Here is a 16,761-nt window from a genome sequence, read left to right as displayed (position 1 = left end):
GCACTCCTTCGCCGTCCGCGTACTCGCGACGCGGGGCCTGCCTGCTCGCCCGGTCACCTGACGGCCTCTCTGCGCTGGCGGATCTGGTAGATCACGATCGGGGTCACCAGGACGAACAGGAAGACCGCGAGGGCCGCGCCCTTGCCCGTCTCGCCGTACCGGAACGCCTGGTTGTACATCTCGTTGGCGATGACGCTGGTGTCGAACTGGCCGCCGGTCATGGTGCGGACGATGTCGAACAGCTTGAGCGTGCCGATCGACTGCGTGACCAGCACCACGATCACGGCCGAGCGGATGGACGGCAGCGTCACCCGGAAGAACATCTGCAGCGGGCTCGCCCCGTCCAGCCGGGCGGCCTCGACGATCTCGGCGGGGATTCCCTTGATCGCGGCGGAGAGCACCACGGTGGCGAAACCCGCCTGGATCCAGACCATGACCACGATGAGAAACAGCGTGTTGAGCGGTGCCTCCTGGAGCCACTGCTGTGGTTCGCCGCCGAACGCGACCGTGATCTGGTTGAGCAGGCCGATCTGGTCCTGCTCCTCGGAGCGGTAGGCATAGACGAAGCGCCAGATGATGCCCGCCCCGACGAAGGAGATCGCCATCGGCAGGAAGACGAGTGACTTGGCGAGCGACTCGAAACGGGTGCGGTCGACCAGGACGGCGTAGACCAGCCCGACCGAGGTCACCAGCAGCGGGACGAGCAGCACCCAGATGAGGGTGTTGCGGAGGACGATCACCGCCTCCGGCTGGGTGAACATCCAGGCGTAGTTGGACATGCCGACCCACTCCTTGCCGTCGCCGCTCATGAACGACAGCAGGGTGGTGCGCACGGCCGGTACGACCAGGCCGATGGCGAGGAGCAGGATGGCGGGCAGAAGCAGGATCGTGGCGTGGGTCCACGCGCGCCGCCGCATCGGGGCGCGGTCGAGGAGCACCAGGATCACCGCCACCACCACGAGGAACGCGGCGACGCCGATCAGCAGTTGGAGGAGTTTGGGCAGTTCGGCGGCGAAGTCGAAGTCCATCGGAGAATCTCCCGGGAGGACGACGGTCCGGTCCCGCGCATCACGCAGAACCGGACTCATCGGGATATATCAGGACTTGGGCCAGGAGGCTTCGATGTAGTCGAGGACCGTCTTGGTGTCCTTGCCGTTGATCCAGTCGGTCATGCCCTTCCAGAACGTGCCCGCGCCGACCGCGGCAGGCATCAGGTCCGAGCCGTCGAAGCGGAAGATCGTGCTCGGGTCCTGGAGCATCTCCATGGAGAGCTTGTCGATCGGGTTCTGGGCGTTGGCCGGGTCGACGCCCTTGCGCGCGGTGACGTAGGTCGCCAGCTTCATGCGGGCGGTGGGGAACTCCGCGGAGGCGAGATACGCCTGGACGGCCTGGACCTCGGGGCGGTCGGTGAAGGCCGCCACGAACTCGCCCGCGCCGAGCACCGGTTTCTTGGCCGGGTCGTTGCCCGGCAGGTAGAAGGCGAACACGTCGCCGTCCTCGGCGACCTTGGTCCCCTCGGGCCAGAAGTTGGCGTAGAAGGACGCCTGGCGGTGCAGGGCGCACTTGCCCTCGGTGATCGGGACGCCGCCCTCCTGGAAGGCGGTGCTGGCGATCGACTTGACCGGGCCGTAGCCGCCGTTGACGAACTTCTCGTTCTTGAGGATCGCGCCGACCTTGTCGACCGCCGCGGTGACCTTGGGGTCGTTGAACGGGGTCTTGTGGCTCACCCAGTCGTCGTATCCCTCGGGACCGGCCTCCCTGAGCATGAGGTCCTCGATCCAGTCGGTCGCCGGCCAGCCGGTCGCGTCACCGGACTCGATGCCCGCGCACCACGGCTTCACGCCGGAGTCGGCGATCGTGTTGGTGAGCGTCATGAGCTCGTCCCAGGTCTTGGGGACGGCCCAGCCCTTCTCGGTGAACATCTTCGGCGAGTACCAGACGAAGGACTTCACGCTCGCGCCGAGCGGGGCGCCGTAGAAGACGCCGTCGACGGTGGCGTACTTGGCCCAGTCCTCCGACCAACCCTCGGCGGTGAGCTTCTTGATCTCCTCGGAGGCGGGCTTGAGCTTTCCCGCCTTGGCGAAACGCTCAAGAAGGCCCGGCTGGGGGAAGAAGGCGATGTCGGGGGGGTTGCCGCCGTCCGCGCGGACCTGGATCTGCGCCTCGAACTCGCCGGTGCCCTCATAGGTGATCTTCATTCCGACGCAGTCGGCGAACGGCTTCCACGCCTTCTCGAAGTGGTCGGCCTCCGCGTCGCGGATCGGCGAGTAGATGCTGACGGTCTTGCCCTCGTGTTTGCCGTACTGGCTGAAGGCGGCACATTCGGGGGACGCGCCGGCGTCGTCGCCACCCGCCGATGGCGTGGGGTCCGCGGATCCGCAGGCGGTGACGACCAACGCCAGCCCTATGCTGCCCGCCGCAAGGGCGGTGCGCCGGGGCCGAGAGAGGAGCGACATGGAACCATCCTCCAAATACACAATTGCCGGGGAGTGTGAGAGCGCTCTCTGGAAGAGTTGTCTGCCCACAACGCAAAGTCAAGAACCGTGATATTACGGTTACCATCTCAGAATTCTTGACACGATCTGTGCGGTACCGTGATGCTCCAGAGAGCGCTCTCACGTAACAGCCGAACAGAATGGGGCGGTGAGGACATGACCATGTCCGCCGAAAAGTCCTACGACCTTCAGGACTCCGGCGTGCTGAGATTCCCCGAGGGCTTCGTCTGGGGTGCCGCCACCGCGGCCTATCAGATCGAGGGCGCCACCCGGGATGACGGCAGGGGCCCCTCCATCTGGGACACGTTCTCCCGCACCCCCGGCAAGGTTCACGCGGGCCACACCGGTGACGTCGCGTGCGACCACTACCACCGCTATCCCGAGGACGTCGCGCTCATGCGCGACCTCGGCCTGCACTCCTACCGGTTCTCCATCTCCTGGCCCCGCGTGCAGCCCGACGGGTCGGGGCCCGCCAACCCGCGCGGCCTGGACTTCTACGACCGCCTCGTCGACGAGCTCCTCGAAAAGGGCATCACCCCCATCGTGACGCTCTACCACTGGGACCTGCCGCAGACCCTGGAGGACCGCGGCGGCTGGACCAGCAGGGAGACCGCCGCGCACTTCGCCGACTACGCCGCGATCGCGCACGGCAGGCTGGGTGACCGGATCGAGACGTGGACCACCCTGAACGAGCCCTGGTGCTCGTCCTTCCTCGGCTACGCGTCGGGCCTCCACGCCCCCGGCCTCGCCGAGCCCGCGCTGGGCTTCGCCGCCGTCCACCACCTGCTGCTCGGCCACGGCCTGGCCGTCCAGGCGCTGCGCGCCTCGGGCGCCACCACGGTCGGCATCACGCTCAACCTCTCCCCCGTGATCGGCGACGACGCCCCCGCGGTCGAACTCGTCGACGGCCTGCAGAACCGGATCTTCCTGGACCCGGTGCTGCGCGGGGAGTATCCCGCCGACGTCGTCGAGCGTGCCCGCCGCTTCACCGACTGGTCCTTCGTCCAGGACGGCGACCTGGAGATCATCGGTCAGCCGATCGACCTGCTGGGCGTGAACTACTACCACCCGCAGACCGTGACCGTCCGCGCCGGCGAGCCCGCCAACCTGGTCTATCCGGGCAGCGAGGGCATCGCCTTCGGCGGAGCCGACGCGCCGCAGACCGCGATGGGATGGCCGGTGCAGCCGTTCGGCCTCACCGACCTGCTCCTGCGGCTCTCGCGCGACTATCCGGGCACCCCTCTGATCATCACCGAGAACGGTGCCGCCTTCGACGACGTCGTCGAGGACGGCGAGGTGCACGACGTCGGCCGCCTGTCCTACCTCGACGGCCACCTGCGCGCGGCGCACGCGGCGATCGAGGGCGGCGCCGACCTGCGCGGATATCTCGTGTGGTCGCTGCTGGACAACTTCGAGTGGGCCGAGGGGTATGACAAGCGGTTCGGCGTCGTGCACGTCGACTACGCGACGCAACGCCGCATCCCCAAGGACAGCGCCCTGTGGTACAGCCAGGTCGTACGCCGGAACGGACTGTGAGGACCCGTCCGACCCTGGAGAAGGTGGCCGCCCGGGCGGGTGTGTCCCGGGCGACGGCCTCGCGCGTGGTCAACGGCTCCACGCGCGTGGCACCCCAGATCCGCGACGCGGTCAACCGCGCCGTGGAGGAGCTGGGCTACGTGCCCAACCAGGCGGCGCGGAGCCTGGTCACCCAGCGGGCCGACTCCATAGCGCTCGTCTTCCCCGAGCCTGCGACCCGGGTCTTCTCCGACGACCCGACCTTCGCCGGGATCATCCGCGGGGTCAGCCTGGAGATCGAGGAGGCTGACAAGCAGCTCGTGCTGATGCTCATCGGCGCGACGGGCGGCTACCAGCGGGCCGAGCGCTACGCCACCAACGGCCACGTGGACGGCGTGGTCATCGCGTCGATGCACGGCACCGACCCGCTGCCGGCCATCCTCGCCAGGCGCGGGGTGCCGGTGGTGTGCAGCGGCAGGCCGACCGTGCCCAGCAGCCTGCCGTACGTGGACGTGGACAACGCCGGCGGCGCCGAGCGCGCGGTGCGGCACCTGATGGAACGGGGCAGGCGGCGCATCGCCACCATCGCCGGGCCGCAGGACATGATCGCCGGAATCGACCGGCTCGACGGCTACCGCGCCGTGCTGCGCGACTCCGACCGCCGCTCCATCGTCGCGGTCGGCGACTTCACCCGGGAGTCGGGGACGATCGCGATGCGGCAGCTGCTCGCCGACGACCCGGAGATCGACGCGGTCTTCGTGGCGAACGACCTGATGGCGCTGGGCGCGCTGACGGCCCTGCGCCAGGCGGGCCGACGGGTCCCCGACGACGTCGCGCTGGTCGGCTTCGACGACATCCCCGCCGTCTCCTACGCCGAGCCTCCGCTGACCACGGTCAGGCAGCCGACCGTCGAGATGGGACGGAGGCTCGCCCGCATGGTCCTCGACCTGGAGGAGAAGGCGCAGGTGACACTCCCCACCGAGCTGGTCGTCCGGGAGTCCACCGCGTCCTGAGACCGGTCGCCCTCCGGCCACGGGAGCGGGCGAAACTCAAGACCCGACGAAGAGCACGGGCCCGGAGCCCCGGTCGGGTGCCAGGGCTCCGGCCCCCGGCCCGGGCTCCGAACCGGGACTACGAGGACGCCCGGACGACCAGATCCGTGGACACGATCATCGACTCGGCGGGGCCTCCCTCAAGAAGGGAGAGCAGCAGGCGGACCATCGCCGCGGCCTGCTCGGCGTGCGGCGTGTGGATGGTCGTCAGCGGCGGGTCGGTGTAGCGGGCGGCCTCGATGTCGTCGTAGCCCACGATGGCGACCTCGTCGGGAATCCTCCGGCCCGCCTGGCGGAGCGCGTGCATCGCGCCGATCGCCATCAGGTCGTTCGCGGCGAAGACCGCGTCGATCTCCGGGTCGTCGGCGAGCAGCTGCCGCATCGCGACCGCCCCCGACTCCCGGGTGAAGTCGCCGACCGCGATGATCGAGCGGCGGTCGGAGTCGCGCAGCACCTCGCGGTAGCCGGTCAGCCGGTCCTGCCCGCCTATCATGTCCAGCGGCCCCGCGATGGTGGCGATGCGCCGCCTGCCTCGCTCCAGCAGGTGCCGCACGGCGGTGGCGGCGCCCTCGACGTTGTCGTTGTCGACGTACGGTATCTCGACCTGCACGGCGGGTCTGCCGTAGGAGACGACCGGGACGCGCAGCCGGGTGAGCGCGACCGGCAGCGGGTCGGCGCCGTGGCTGGACACGAGCATGACGCCGTCGACGTGGCCGCCGGCGATGTAGTGCTCCACCCGGGCATGGCTCTCCGGCGACCCGGCCAGCAGCAGCACCACCTGCTTGTTGACGGCCTCCAGCTCCAGGCTGGCCGAGCGTATGACGGTGGAGAACATCGGGTCGTCGGAGAACACGCGGTTCGGCGACTCCGAGACGACCAGCGCGACCGAGTTGGTCCGCTGGGTCACCAGGTTTCTCGCCGCCCCGTTGGGGACGTAGCCGAGCTCGTTCACCGCGCGCATGACCAGGTCCCGGATGTCGGCGGTGACCGTGGTCTGGCCGTTCACCACCCGGGAGACGGTCGACCGGGAGACCCCGGCACGGGCGGCGACCGCCTCCAGAGTGGGACGTCTCATCGTGTTCTTCCCCTACCGTCGATTGCAGTCCGTTACGTACGATGACATCGCGGTACAACGGCGCGCCATCCTTGAGCAGGCGCCGCCGGGTGGCGAAGTCCGCACGCACGATCCCGAACCTACGCCGGTCCCCTTCGGCCCACTCGAAATTATCCAGCAGCGACCAGACCAGATAACCACGCGCCTCCGCCCCTTCGGCGATCGCGGTGTGCACGACGCGCGGGTGGCCGTTGTCGTCGGCATGACGGAAGCAGGGGCCCCGAGTGCCGACGACGGTCATCCCTTCACCGCCCCCTGCATGATTCCTCCGATGATCTGTTTGCCGAGCAGGGCGAACACGATGACCAGTGGCAGCGTGCCGAGCGTGGTGCCCGCCAGGCCGAGCACGTAGTCGTTGACGTATCCACTGGCCAGTGTGGACAGGGCGACCTGGACCGTCGGATCCTCCGGGGTCAGGACGACCAGCGGCCAGAAGTAGTCGTTCCAGACCGACATGAAGGTGAGCATGCCCAGCACCGCCGCCGCCGGGCGGGCGGCCGGGAGCACGACGTGCCAGAACAGGCCCCAGGTGCTGCAGCCGTCGACCCGGCCCGCCTCAAGCAGCTCGGTCGGCAGCGCCCTGGAGAGGTACTGGGTCATGAAGAACACCCCGAACGCGTTGACGAGCGCGGGCACGATCAGCGCGTACATGGTGCCGGTCCACTCCAGCTTCACCATCAGCATGTACAGCGGGATGATGCCGAGCTGGGTCGGCACCATCATCGTCGCCACGGTGAGCAGAAGCAGGGCGTTGCGCCCGCGGAAGCGCAGCTTGGCGAAGGCGAACCCGGCCAGGGTGGAGAAGAGCATCACCGCGAACGCGACGGCGCCGGAGACGACGACGGAGTTGAGCATCGCCAGGGCGAAGGGGACCGTGTCGAAGACGCGGGCGACGTTGGCGAAGAAGTTGCCGCCGGGGATGAGCGGCGGCGGCACGTCGGCCAGGGCCGCGTTGTCGCGGGAGGCGACCACGACGCTGTAGTAGAGCGGCATCATGGAGAAGAACGCCACCGCGGCGAGCGTGAGGTAGGTGAGCCTGCGGGCGGCGCCACCGGAACGACGGCGGACCGCGGGGACGGCGGTGTGGGCGCTCATGTCAGTCCTCCCTTCCCACGACGGGTGAGCAGGTAGTTGACGCCGACGACCACCACGATGAAGACGAACATCATCCAGGAGATGGCCGAGGCGTAACCGAAGTCGAGCTTGGTGAAGTTCTCGTAGATGAACAGGGAGAGCGTCTGATACTGCCGGTCCACCCCTCCGGTGACGAGGTAGGAGCCGAACAGCAGCGGCTCGGCGAGGATCTGCATCGCGCCGATCGTCGAGGTGATGACGACGAAGATGATCGTTGGCTTGATCACCGGGATGGTGATCTTGCGGAGCTGGGTCATCCCGCTCGCGCCGTCGATGGTGGCCGCCTCGTACAACTCGCGCGGCACCGCCTGCATCGCCGCCAGGAGGATGAGGGCGTTGTAGCCCGTCCACCGCCACATGATCATGGTGGAGATGGCGAAGTGGGAGCTGAGCACCCCCTCGTTCCAGGCGACGCCCTCCACGCCGACCAGGGAGAACACCCAGTTGATCATGCCGAAGTCCCGGCCGAACAACTGACTGAAGATGACCACCACCGCGACCACACTGGTCACGTTGGGCAGCAGCAGCGTGATGCGGAAGAAGGTCTGCGCCCGCAGCGGCCGGTTGAGCAGGTGGGCAAGCCAGATGGCGAGCAGCAGCTGCGGCACGGTGGACAGCACCCCGATGGACAGGGTGTTGAAAGTGGCGTTCCAGAAGTAGTCGTCGGCGAGCAGCGTTCTGAAGTTCTCCAGGCCGACGAAGGTCTGCTCGTCCTGGAGCAGCGTCCACTCGTGCAGGCTCACCCAGGCGGTGTACGCGAGGGGAAACAACCCGAACGCGGAGAAGAGCAGGAAGAAGGGGGCCACGTAAGCGTACGGCGAGCCCTTGACGTCGAGTTGGTGAACCAGTTGGCGGCGGAGGCGAGGTCCCGCCTGCCTGTTCGGCGGGACCGCCGCCAGGCGATCGGGCGCGCGGGTGGCCATGGCAGCTCCTTTCTGCGGTTCTTGGGGCGGAGGGAGGCGTGCGGCCCGTCACGGCGGGCCGGCCCGTCACGGCGCACGGCGGGAGGCGTGCGGTTCCGCGGCACGGGACGCGTGCCCGCCACGGGACAGGGGCACGAGCAGGTGGCCGACCGGTACGAGACCGGCCGGCCGGGAGGGCGACTACTTGATCCTGCCGACGTCCTTGAGCGCCTGCGCCCAGGCCTCCTCGGCGTTCTGCTTGCCCTGGTCGACCCGCTGGAGACCGTCGCCGATCGCCTGCAGGACGTCACCGGCCTTGGGACCCACGGGCTGCGGCTTGAGCGACTTGGCCGCGTCGGTGAAGATCTTGCCGATCGGCGCGTTGCCGAAGTACGGGTTGACGAAGTCCTTCACCGCGGGGTCGTCGTACAGGGCGGGTAGCGAGGGCAGCGCGCTCGCCTCCTTGAAGAGCTTGATCTGGCTCTCCTTGCTGGTCAGCAGGTCGATCAACGCCGCGGCCTCCTTGGGATGCTTGCCCTGCTTGGGCAGCATCAGATGGGTGCCGCCCTGGTTGCCGCCGCCACCGGGGACCGCCGCGATGTCCCAGGTGCCCTCGCCGGGCTTCTGGTCCTTGATCGTTCCGGTCTTCCAGGCCGGGCAGACCATGGTGGCGAAGCTGCCCTTGGCGATGCCGGTGTTCCACGGCGGCGAGAACGCGGCGAGGTTGGCCGAGAGACCTTCGTCGATCATCTTCACGCCCGTGTCGTACGCCTTGCGCACGTCGGGGTTGGTGGCGGCGACGATGTTGTACTCGGCGTCGTAGAAGCCGATGGGGGCCTGCTCGACCATGGCGCGGAAGTGCTCGCCGGGACCGTCGGTGAACTTGGCTCCCTCCACCTTGCCCGCGACGAACCTCTTGCCCGTCTCGATGTAGGCGTCCCAGGTCGGCCAGAGCGCCGAGACCTCGTCGCGGTCGACGGGCAGGCCTGCCTTCTTGAACAGGTCCGGGCGGTAGCACATGGCCAGGCCGCCGACGTCGGTACCGAGGCCCAGGAGGGCGGAGCCGTCGTTGGAGACGCCCAGCTTCCACTTCCAGTCGAGGTATTCGCTCTCGCGCCTGTCCAGGCCGTATTCCTTGAGGTTGTGGAACTTGTCCGGCACGGGGGTGAAGGCGCCGATGTAACCGCCCTCGACGGCGACCACGTCCGCGGCGCCCGCGCCGGTGGTCAGCTGGGTGATGAGGTTGGTGTGGTGGTCGTTGAACTGCGCGCGGCGCTCCACGATCTCCACGTTGGGGTGGGTCTTCTTGAACTCCTCGTACAGCGGTGCGTAGTGGAAGTCGCTGAACAGCCCGACGGTCAGCTTGATCTTCTCGGCCGGCCGGGAGGCCGTCCCGCCGCTCCCGGCGGTCTCGGTGCCACCACCGCAGGCGGTGAGGCCCAGGACCAGAGCGGAAACGGCGGCCATCGGGGCGAGGAACCGCTGGCGTGACTTACGCATGGAACCCTCCCAGGGTTCTCATAAATGATCATGAAGAGAGCGCTCTCTGAGCAGATTGACGCCAAGGGGATGGCGTGTCAACGGCACCGCCGACCTCACTCCGCGCTTGGCGGTCGGCTTTTCACGGAAAGTGCCCTCTCGCTCTCATGGATGTTTCCGCAGCCCAGAGAGATTTTGAAGTTAAATTTTATAGGAAATGGAGCGCTCCCACGAGGAAAGGTCACATTAAGGTCGCGTTTCCAGCGTGTTCCACAGGACCACACCGACCTCTTGACACTCCCCGCCGAGCGGGCCACTCTCTATTGCAGAGAGCGCTCCCTCGCGATTCTCCCCGTGGTCCACGCGCCGCCCGCACCCGTGGCGCCGCTGGTCGCCGCCCTCGCGAGCCGATCCCGGGCGACCTCTCGTACGGGTACTCGACCGCCCTCGTACGAGAGGCCACCCGTCCCTCCCCTCCCCGGAAGAACGACTTCGGAAAGGCGACGCGGAAGCCACCCCGGCCCCCACGTCTCTCGTGGTGACGCCGGAAGCCGTAGAGTCGTCCGGCCGGTCGGAAATCGACCGGCGCGCATCCAATCAAGGAGAACCACGTGGCACTGGAGAAGCCGGAGATCGACTTTCCGGAAGGCGCCCCGCCCTCGGAGCTGGAGATCGTCGACATCGTCGTAGGGGACGGCCCGGAGGCCAAGCCGGGACACCAGGTCACCGTGCACTACGTCGGCGTTGCCTTCTCGACGGGCGAGGAGTTCGACGCGTCGTGGAACCGCGGAGACACCTTCCAGTTCCCGCTGGGCGGGGGCCGGGTCATCGCGGGCTGGGACCAGGGCGTCGCGGGTATGAAGGTCGGCGGCCGCCGCCGTCTCACCATCCCGCCGCACCTCGGCTACGGCAACGCCGGCGCGGGCAACCGCATCAAGCCGGGCGAGACGCTCATCTTCGTCGTGGACCTGCTCGGCGTGAGCTGACTCGGGACGAAACGACGCATGCGGGCGGGCCACACCGGCGACGGGTGGCCCGCCCCGCGTGTCCTGTCACCTCCCCGCCCCCACTGCCGTCCCGATCGTCCTGCACCGTCCTTCATATCCGGCACCGTGCCCTGCGTCCGATGTCGTCCTCTGTGTGCCCCGGTCTGGCGGCCACCTCACGTTCGCGAGGTTCGAGGGAAGGTCCGACCTCCCCGCGAGGCGCGATGACTCAGAAAAGCAGCGCCTCGCCTCACCGAAATGCCGCTCGTAGCTCTTAAGCTGGCCATTGTGTTGTTGATCGACCTCGCGCGCACCTCGGCGGCCGTGACCGCCAGCTCCGCCCGGCTGGCGAAGACCGCCCACCTCGCGGAGCTGCTCGGCAGGGTCGAGCCGGACGAGGCCGAGATCGCGATCGCCTACCTCTCGGGAGAGCTGCCTCAGCGCAACGTCGGAGTGGGCTGGACGAGCCTGCAGGACCCGCCGGAGCCCCGGCTCGCCGCCACCGCCACCCTGCGCGGGGTCCACGACCTCCTCGATGAGATCAAGGCCCTGTCGGGCCCCGGCTCGCAGAGCGCGCGCAGGACGCTGGTCTCCGAGCTGTTCGGCGCCCTCACCCGCCAGGAGCAGGTCTTCCTGTCACGGCTGCTGCGGGGCGAGCTGCGTCAGGGCGCGCTTGAAGGAGTGATGGTCGAGGCCGTGGCGAAGGCGGCCGGGGTGCCGGCCACCGAGGTCAGGCGGGCGCTGACGTTGCGCGGCTGGCTTCCCGCCGTCGGCGCCGCCGCCCTGGGCGGTGGGGTCGAGGCACTGCGCGCCTTCCACCTTGAGGTCGGCCGCCCGGTGTCGCCGATGCTCGCCCAGAGCGCCACCTCCATCGCGGCCGCGTTCGGCAAGCTCGGCGAGCCGGTGGCCATCGAGTGGAAGCTCGACGGCGTCAGGGTCCAGGCGCACCGCTCGGATGAGCGGATCACCGTCTTCACCCGCGCCCTTGAGGACATCACCGCGCAGGTGCCCGAGCTGGTCGAGGCGGTGAGCGCCCTGCCCTCCCGCGACCTCGTCCTCGACGGCGAGGTGATCGCGCTGCGGGCCGACGGCCGCCCCGAGCCCTTCCAGGTCACCTCGGGCCGCGTGTCCAGCCGCACCGACGTGTCGCGCGTGCGCGAGAGGACCCCGCTGAGCGTCTTCTTCTTCGACGCGCTGCGGGTCGACGGCGCCGATCTGCTCGACCTGCCGGGTGAGGCACGCCACGCGGCCCTGACCGCCGCCGTGCCCGCGGAGCTGGTGACCCCCCGCCTGGTCACCCGCGACGTCGCGGACGGCGAGGCGTTCTTCAAGGACGCGATCAGGAGCGGCCACGAGGGCGTGGTGGTCAAGTCGCTCCTGACGCCCTACGCGGCCGGGCGGCGCGGCGCCGGCTGGATCAAGGTGAAGCCCCGGCACACGCTCGATCTCGTCGTCCTGGCCGCGGAATGGGGCCACGGCCGCCGCGAGGGCAGGCTCTCCAACCTGCACCTGGGCGCCCGCGACCCGGTGACCGGCGGCTTCGTCATGCTCGGCAAGACCTTCAAGGGCCTGACCGACGAGCTGCTCGCCTGGCAGACCGACCGCTTCCTCGGCATCGCCGAGGGACCCACCGACGGCTGGACGGTCACCGTCCGTCCCGAGACGGTCGTCGAGATCGCCTTCGACGGCGTGCAGCAGTCGAGCCGCTATCCCGGCGGCATGGCGCTGCGCTTCGCCAGGGTCATCCGCTACCGCACCGACAAGACGGCGGACCAGGCCGACACCGTCGACATGGTCCGCGCCCTCATGCTCTGACATGTCTTCGCGCTCGTGTCACGTCCGTGGTCCGGCGTACCGCCGCGCGGGTGCCACGTCCCTCGCGCGGCCGCCGTCCCGTAGGTCCTGCGGCCTCAGGACGCCGGAGGCGTCATTTCACGAGACGCAGGGTGAAGGGGTATCGGAAGTCGCCGTCGCCCGCCGCGGCCACGGCGCCGACCACGGACAGCACCACGCCGCCGATCCAGAGCAGGGGCGTCAGGACGAAGCCGATGAAAGTGATCGCCAGCACGATGGTGGCCGCGAGCATCGTCAGCTGGAAGTTCAGTGCCTCCACCGAGTGCGCCCGGATGTAGGGCGATGTCCTGCCCGCGGTGAGCATCATGACGGCCGGACCGATGACGGGAAGGCCCGCCAGCGGGAGCAGGTGCGACGCCACCGCCCCCAGACGCTCCGCTCCGCTCTCCCCCCGGCCGAAGGGGCGTGCGTGATGACCGTACGCGACCTGACCCGCGGCGGGCGGGTAGGAGGCGAGACGGGCCGGACGCGTGCCGTACAGCTCGTTCATGATCGGGACGAGGTCGCCGTGGACGCGGGCCGTCATCGCCCGCTCCAGCCTGTCGTCGAACTCGACCTTGTCGAGTCTTCCCTCCGCGTAGGCGGCCTGGACGTGCTCGACCACCCGCTCGCGATCCTGGTTGCTGACCCGAAGCCCCGCGTGACCGGGTCGAGGACCTGCCGGCACTCCCCCGTACCCCGGGCCTGCTGGTGTCGCTGTGCCTGCCATGAGACCGATACCCTTTCTTCGCCGCTTCGATCTCAATGTTCGTCCAGATTGTCGGCCCGGTATATCAGGATGAACCCCCATAAGCCCCTGAGACCCATCCCTGGCCTTCCGCCACGGAACGAGCAGGAGAGGTATACAAGGAAATATGAGATGGCGAGATCGCTACGGGTTGAGGCGGCTACGCGGGCCGAAGATCGCAAAGTTCGACCGCGCCACGACCGACGCCGACATCGAGGCGCTCATCGCCTTCGCGAAGTCGCGCAAGAGCGTCGAGTTCTACGTCGAGCCCGAGACATTCGCGACGAACACCACGGCGGTGGCCGTCGCCGACGACGGTGAGTGGACCCGGCGCCGGGTCGGCTCCCCCGCGGTGATCCGCAAAGTGGCCCGCGACCTGGCCCTGCCCGTCTACGACGTCCAGCTGACCGGTTACCCACCCCGGATGAGGGCCTACAACGAGCGTCAGAAACGCGCCGAGGGCTGAGCGAAGAGAGCCGGGCTCCCCTCATCGCCGAAACCGGGGAGCCCCGCGGGCATCCGCCGACACGGGGGCACGAGAGACCGGCGGCCCTCTCGTCGCCAGGGGCCGCCTCACTCTTACCGCGGTACGGACAGAGGCCGGCGGGATGACCGGCTGCGGTCCGCCGACGCGGCCGAGGATCACGTCGGCCGGATGACCGGCCGGCCCGGGGCCACCGGCACTCGCGAGGAAACGCCCTCGGGCGCACGGGCTGCCGCCCGCCGAGCCGAAGGGCTCCCGGCGCTCGCGAGGAACGCCCCCATCGAGCGGCCGCCCTGGTCCGCCGACGCCGATGGCGCTGCCGGCGCCGTCGGCACCGGTCGGCGCGTCCGGGACCCGCGCCGTGGCACACCCTCTGACGATGCGCGACGCCCTGGTCAGGGCGGCCGGTCAGGGATGATCACACACACGGCGAGGAGCGTCGCACCGGAGCGTGAGCGTTCGGGCGCGCCTGCCGCGTAATCTTTTTCTTCCCTTCAGGTGAGTACCCTCCGAAGGTTAGAGCCCACGATCATGAATCGCTATGTAAAAACGGATTTATACGCATTTGTACGGTTCATGTTGGCGCATGGTATCCGCTGAAGAGTGATGCCGATGGATTTCAAGATTCTCGGGCCGATCGAAGTGCGGGCGGCCAACGGGCAACCGATCACCCTCGGGAGACGCAAACAGCGGGTGTTGCTCGCCGCCTTGCTCCTCAATGCCGGCAAGGCGATCCCCACCCATCGAATGCTCGACTGGTTGTGGGGGGAACAGGCTCCCGCCAACGCCGAGTCGAACCTCTACACCTATATCTCCGCGCTGCGCCGGGTGCTTGGTTCGCCTTCCCGGATCGAGGCGGGCTCCAACGGGTACGTGCTCCGGGTCGCCCCCGATGAAATAGACGTGAGATTGTTCGAGGAACTCGCCGCCCAAGGGCGTCTGATGTTATCCAAAGGGCGAAATGACGTCGCGCTCGAACGGTACACCCGGGCCTTGGGTCTGTGGCGCGCCGAGGCGGTTCTGGAAGGGCTTTCCCTGCCCGAACCGTTGCGAGGCGAGGCGGCACGGCTGGAACGGCTGAGAACGATCGTCGTGGACGCCTCGCTGGAGGCCCGCCTCGCGCTGGGCCAGCATGGCGAGGTGCTTCCCGATCTGGAGGCGCTGACTCGCAGGGATCCGCTGAACGAACGACTCCGCGCGCAGCTCATGCTCGCCCTGTACCGTTCCGGCCGCCGAGCCGACGCGCTCGTGGTGTACCAGCACGCGCGGGAGATGCTCGCCGCGGAACTGGGTGTCGATCCCGGCCCCGAACTGGTCCGTATGCATCGGCAGATCCTCGCCGACGACTCCGCGCTGGCGGCGCCGTCGCCGTCGGTCGCCGTCCGCCGGGTTTTCGCCCCGGCGGAGCTCCCGATCGCCTCGGCCGCCTTCACCGGGCGTGCCTCCGAGGTCTCCTGGTTACGGACGGCGCTCACCTCGGCGGCCCCTGGCCGTATCGTCGTCTCCGCGGTCGCCGGAGCGGCGGGGATCGGCAAGTCGGCGTTCGCCGTACACGTCGCCCACCAGATCGCGGAGCGGTTCCCCGACGGGCAGCTCTACGTGAACCTGCACGGTTCCACCCCCGACGTCAAACCACTGCATCCGGCCGAGGTCCTCGCTCGCCTCCTGCGCTCCCTCGGTGGCGACGACGTGGCCGTCCCGACCGACGTGGACGAGGCGTCCGCCCGATTCCGCTCGCTGACCGACGGCAGACACCTGCTGTTCCTGTTCGACAACGCTCGCGACGCGGAGCAGGTACGGCCGTTGCTGCCCGCCAGCCCCACCTGCCGCGTGCTGATCACCGCTCGGAGGATGCTGACCTCTCTGGACACCGTCGCGCATCTCCGCCTCGGCGTCATGGCCAAGGACGAGATGACCACCCTGCTGAGCCGCCTGATCGGCGGCGAGCGCGTCGCGGCCGACCCACGGGCGGCGCGCGTGATCGTGCGGCTCTGCGGCGGCCTGCCGTTGGCGATCAGGATCGCCGCCGCCCGGCTGGTGGCGCGGCCGGACCTGTCACTGCGAGGGCTCGCCGACCGCCTCGCGGTCGAGGATCATCGCCTCTCCGAACTACAGGCCGACGACCGGGCGGTCCGGGCCTGTTTCATGGTGAGTTACCGCGCCCTGGAGGCCGAGCACTCCCGCCTGTTCCGGCTGCTGGGCCTGCTCGGTGGATCCGACATCAGCGTCGCGGTCGCCGCGGCGCTGGCCGATCGCTCGGAGGAACAGACCGCGGACCTCCTGGATCATCTCGCGGACGCCCAGCTCCTCGAGGTGCGCGACGCCGGCCGGTATCGCATGCACGACCTGCTCTGCCTGTTCGCCCGCGAGCGCACCCGGCAGGAGGAGACCGAGGAGGAGCAGGTGCAGGCCGTGAGGCGGGCGCTTCACAGCTCCCTCGTCATCGCCTGCACCCTCGGTGACGTGCGCCACCGACGGGCCAGGAAAGACGCCAAGTTCGGTCACCTGGCACTCGGCCGCTTCAGCATGTCGCCCGACGACTGCACCATCGATCCCCGATGGCTCAACGCCAAGATGGCCGACCTGATCTCCACCGCGCGACAGGCGCCCGGGGCGGCGGGGGCGGCGGGGGACGTCACCGGCCTGTCGACCGTCCACGGCGCCGCTTCGCGCCGGCCGCCGTGGCGATGGGAAATGAGCGATCGAAACCGGCGAGGGATCTGACGCGGCGGAAACAATCCTCGTCTCCAGCCGCCGTAATCACATAATCTGACGCGCCGGAAACCATTCTCCATGCGTCCTCGGTGGCCGCGGATTCACCGCGCGTGAAATCATTCTATATCCCTCTCACCGTAAATATCGGATCCGGCATGTCCGAAATCATCGCCACATCTTCGTAATGGTCACGGGACTCGGAAGGCGAATCCCCGGGATCACATACCGCGCCGCTTTTTCGCTCCCATGCCTCATCGAGCGAAGCGTCGACCTACACAAACTTGTGTGGTGCGAGGTATAGCAA

Annotated in this window: 13 protein-coding genes and 1 pseudogene; 6 read left to right on the top strand and 8 right to left on the bottom strand. The window is 68.8% G+C overall.

The features are described from left to right. Window positions 1-53: 53 nt before the first annotated feature. A complete protein-coding gene (locus ACFY3D_RS26330; RefSeq protein ID WP_362905232.1) occupies window positions 54-1,028 on the bottom strand; it encodes a sugar ABC transporter permease in 975 nt (324 codons plus the stop codon). A gap of 69 nt (window positions 1,029-1,097) precedes the next feature. After that, complete coding sequence (locus ACFY3D_RS26325) at window positions 1,098-2,456, bottom strand: ABC transporter substrate-binding protein (RefSeq protein WP_362905234.1); 1,359 nt, start codon at window positions 2,454-2,456, stop codon at window positions 1,098-1,100. A 195-nt stretch (window positions 2,457-2,651) separates the two neighbouring features. Between ACFY3D_RS26325 and ACFY3D_RS26320 the strand changes: the two genes are divergently transcribed. Both ACFY3D_RS26320 and ACFY3D_RS26315 read left to right on the top strand, forming a co-directional pair. After that, complete coding sequence (locus ACFY3D_RS26320) at window positions 2,652-4,031, top strand: GH1 family beta-glucosidase (RefSeq protein WP_389983767.1); 1,380 nt, start codon at window positions 2,652-2,654, stop codon at window positions 4,029-4,031. After that, window positions 4,028-5,023 (top strand): LacI family DNA-binding transcriptional regulator, encoded by a 996-nt coding sequence (locus ACFY3D_RS26315; protein ID WP_389983764.1) that lies wholly within the window; start codon window positions 4,028-4,030, stop codon window positions 5,021-5,023. Before ACFY3D_RS26320 ends, ACFY3D_RS26315 begins: the two co-directional genes overlap by 4 nt. Before the next feature lie 118 nt (window positions 5,024-5,141). Here the strand turns inward: ACFY3D_RS26315 and ACFY3D_RS26310 are convergent, their stop codons facing one another. The 5 genes and pseudogenes from ACFY3D_RS26310 to ACFY3D_RS26290 all read right to left on the bottom strand — a co-directional run bounded on the left by ACFY3D_RS26310 (window position 5,142) and on the right by ACFY3D_RS26290 (window position 9,712). Then, window positions 5,142-6,137, bottom strand: coding sequence for a LacI family DNA-binding transcriptional regulator (locus tag ACFY3D_RS26310; RefSeq protein ID WP_389983761.1), 996 nt, complete (start codon window positions 6,135-6,137; stop codon window positions 5,142-5,144). A gap of 40 nt (window positions 6,138-6,177) precedes the next feature. Continuing rightward, window positions 6,178-6,417 (bottom strand): annotated as a pseudogene (locus tag ACFY3D_RS26305) (family 1 glycosylhydrolase); the annotation flags it as partial. Further along, on the bottom strand, window positions 6,414-7,271 hold the full coding sequence (locus ACFY3D_RS26300) for a carbohydrate ABC transporter permease (RefSeq protein WP_389983758.1): 858 nt from the start codon (window positions 7,269-7,271) through the stop codon (window positions 6,414-6,416). The gene ACFY3D_RS26300 and the pseudogene ACFY3D_RS26305, both read right to left, overlap by 4 nt. Beyond that, window positions 7,268-8,233 carry a carbohydrate ABC transporter permease gene (locus tag ACFY3D_RS26295; RefSeq protein ID WP_389983755.1) on the bottom strand — a complete coding sequence of 322 codons (966 nt, stop codon included), beginning with the start codon at window positions 8,231-8,233 and terminating at the stop codon, window positions 7,268-7,270. The genes ACFY3D_RS26300 and ACFY3D_RS26295 overlap by 4 nt, the downstream gene beginning before the upstream one ends. A gap of 180 nt (window positions 8,234-8,413) precedes the next feature. After that, a complete protein-coding gene (locus ACFY3D_RS26290; RefSeq protein ID WP_389983752.1) occupies window positions 8,414-9,712 on the bottom strand; it encodes an extracellular solute-binding protein in 1,299 nt (432 codons plus the stop codon). 590 nt (window positions 9,713-10,302) lie between these two features. Between ACFY3D_RS26290 and ACFY3D_RS26285 the strand changes: the two genes are divergently transcribed. Continuing rightward, the gene (locus ACFY3D_RS26285) at window positions 10,303-10,677 is read left to right on the top strand and encodes an FKBP-type peptidyl-prolyl cis-trans isomerase (protein ID WP_350925951.1); all 375 of its coding nucleotides are present in this window, start codon (window positions 10,303-10,305) and stop codon (window positions 10,675-10,677) included. A gap of 288 nt (window positions 10,678-10,965) precedes the next feature. Beyond that, window positions 10,966-12,492 carry an ATP-dependent DNA ligase gene (locus ACFY3D_RS26280; protein ID WP_389983749.1) on the top strand — a complete coding sequence of 509 codons (1,527 nt, stop codon included), beginning with the start codon at window positions 10,966-10,968 and terminating at the stop codon, window positions 12,490-12,492. Between the two features lie 112 nt (window positions 12,493-12,604). Here the strand turns inward: ACFY3D_RS26280 and ACFY3D_RS26275 are convergent, their stop codons facing one another. Further along, entirely contained in the window at window positions 12,605-13,240 is a 636-nt protein-coding gene (locus ACFY3D_RS26275) for a DUF1707 and DUF4870 domain-containing protein (protein WP_389983746.1), read from the bottom strand. 145 nt (window positions 13,241-13,385) lie between these two features. Here ACFY3D_RS26275 and ACFY3D_RS26270 point away from each other — a divergent pair, with 145 nt between their 5' ends. Both ACFY3D_RS26270 and ACFY3D_RS26265 read left to right on the top strand, forming a co-directional pair. Next, window positions 13,386-13,724, top strand: coding sequence for a hypothetical protein (locus ACFY3D_RS26270; protein WP_350945893.1), 339 nt, complete (start codon window positions 13,386-13,388; stop codon window positions 13,722-13,724). Window positions 13,725-14,354: 630 nt separating this feature from the next. Continuing rightward, the gene (locus tag ACFY3D_RS26265) at window positions 14,355-16,466 is read left to right on the top strand and encodes a BTAD domain-containing putative transcriptional regulator (protein ID WP_389983743.1); all 2,112 of its coding nucleotides are present in this window, start codon (window positions 14,355-14,357) and stop codon (window positions 16,464-16,466) included. The last annotated feature ends 295 nt before the right edge of the window (window positions 16,467-16,761 follow it).

The sequence above is a fragment of the Streptosporangium sp. NPDC000509 genome, assembly GCF_042898365.1.
Classification (GTDB): domain Bacteria; phylum Actinomycetota; class Actinomycetes; order Streptosporangiales; family Streptosporangiaceae; genus Streptosporangium.
The sequence above is the reverse complement of the archived record's forward strand: the minus strand, read 5'-3'. Positions and strand labels throughout refer to the sequence as shown.

Coding starts and splice junctions, on each gene's coding strand:
- ACFY3D_RS26275 (WP_389983746.1), bottom strand. CDS start 13,240: ATGGCAGGCACAGCGACACCAGCAGGCCCGGGGTACGGGGGAGTGCCG.
- ACFY3D_RS26310 (WP_389983761.1), bottom strand. CDS start 6,137: ATGAGACGTCCCACTCTGGAGGCGGTCGCCGCCCGTGCCGGGGTCTCC.
- ACFY3D_RS26320 (WP_389983767.1), top strand. CDS start 2,652: ATGACCATGTCCGCCGAAAAGTCCTACGACCTTCAGGACTCCGGCGTG.
- ACFY3D_RS26295 (WP_389983755.1), bottom strand. CDS start 8,233: ATGGCCACCCGCGCGCCCGATCGCCTGGCGGCGGTCCCGCCGAACAGG.
- ACFY3D_RS26265 (WP_389983743.1), top strand. CDS start 14,355: ATGGATTTCAAGATTCTCGGGCCGATCGAAGTGCGGGCGGCCAACGGG.
- ACFY3D_RS26290 (WP_389983752.1), bottom strand. CDS start 9,712: ATGCGTAAGTCACGCCAGCGGTTCCTCGCCCCGATGGCCGCCGTTTCC.
- ACFY3D_RS26325 (WP_362905234.1), bottom strand. CDS start 2,456: ATGTCGCTCCTCTCTCGGCCCCGGCGCACCGCCCTTGCGGCGGGCAGC.
- ACFY3D_RS26300 (WP_389983758.1), bottom strand. CDS start 7,271: ATGAGCGCCCACACCGCCGTCCCCGCGGTCCGCCGTCGTTCCGGTGGC.
- ACFY3D_RS26270 (WP_350945893.1), top strand. CDS start 13,386: ATGAGATGGCGAGATCGCTACGGGTTGAGGCGGCTACGCGGGCCGAAG.
- ACFY3D_RS26330 (WP_362905232.1), bottom strand. CDS start 1,028: ATGGACTTCGACTTCGCCGCCGAACTGCCCAAACTCCTCCAACTGCTG.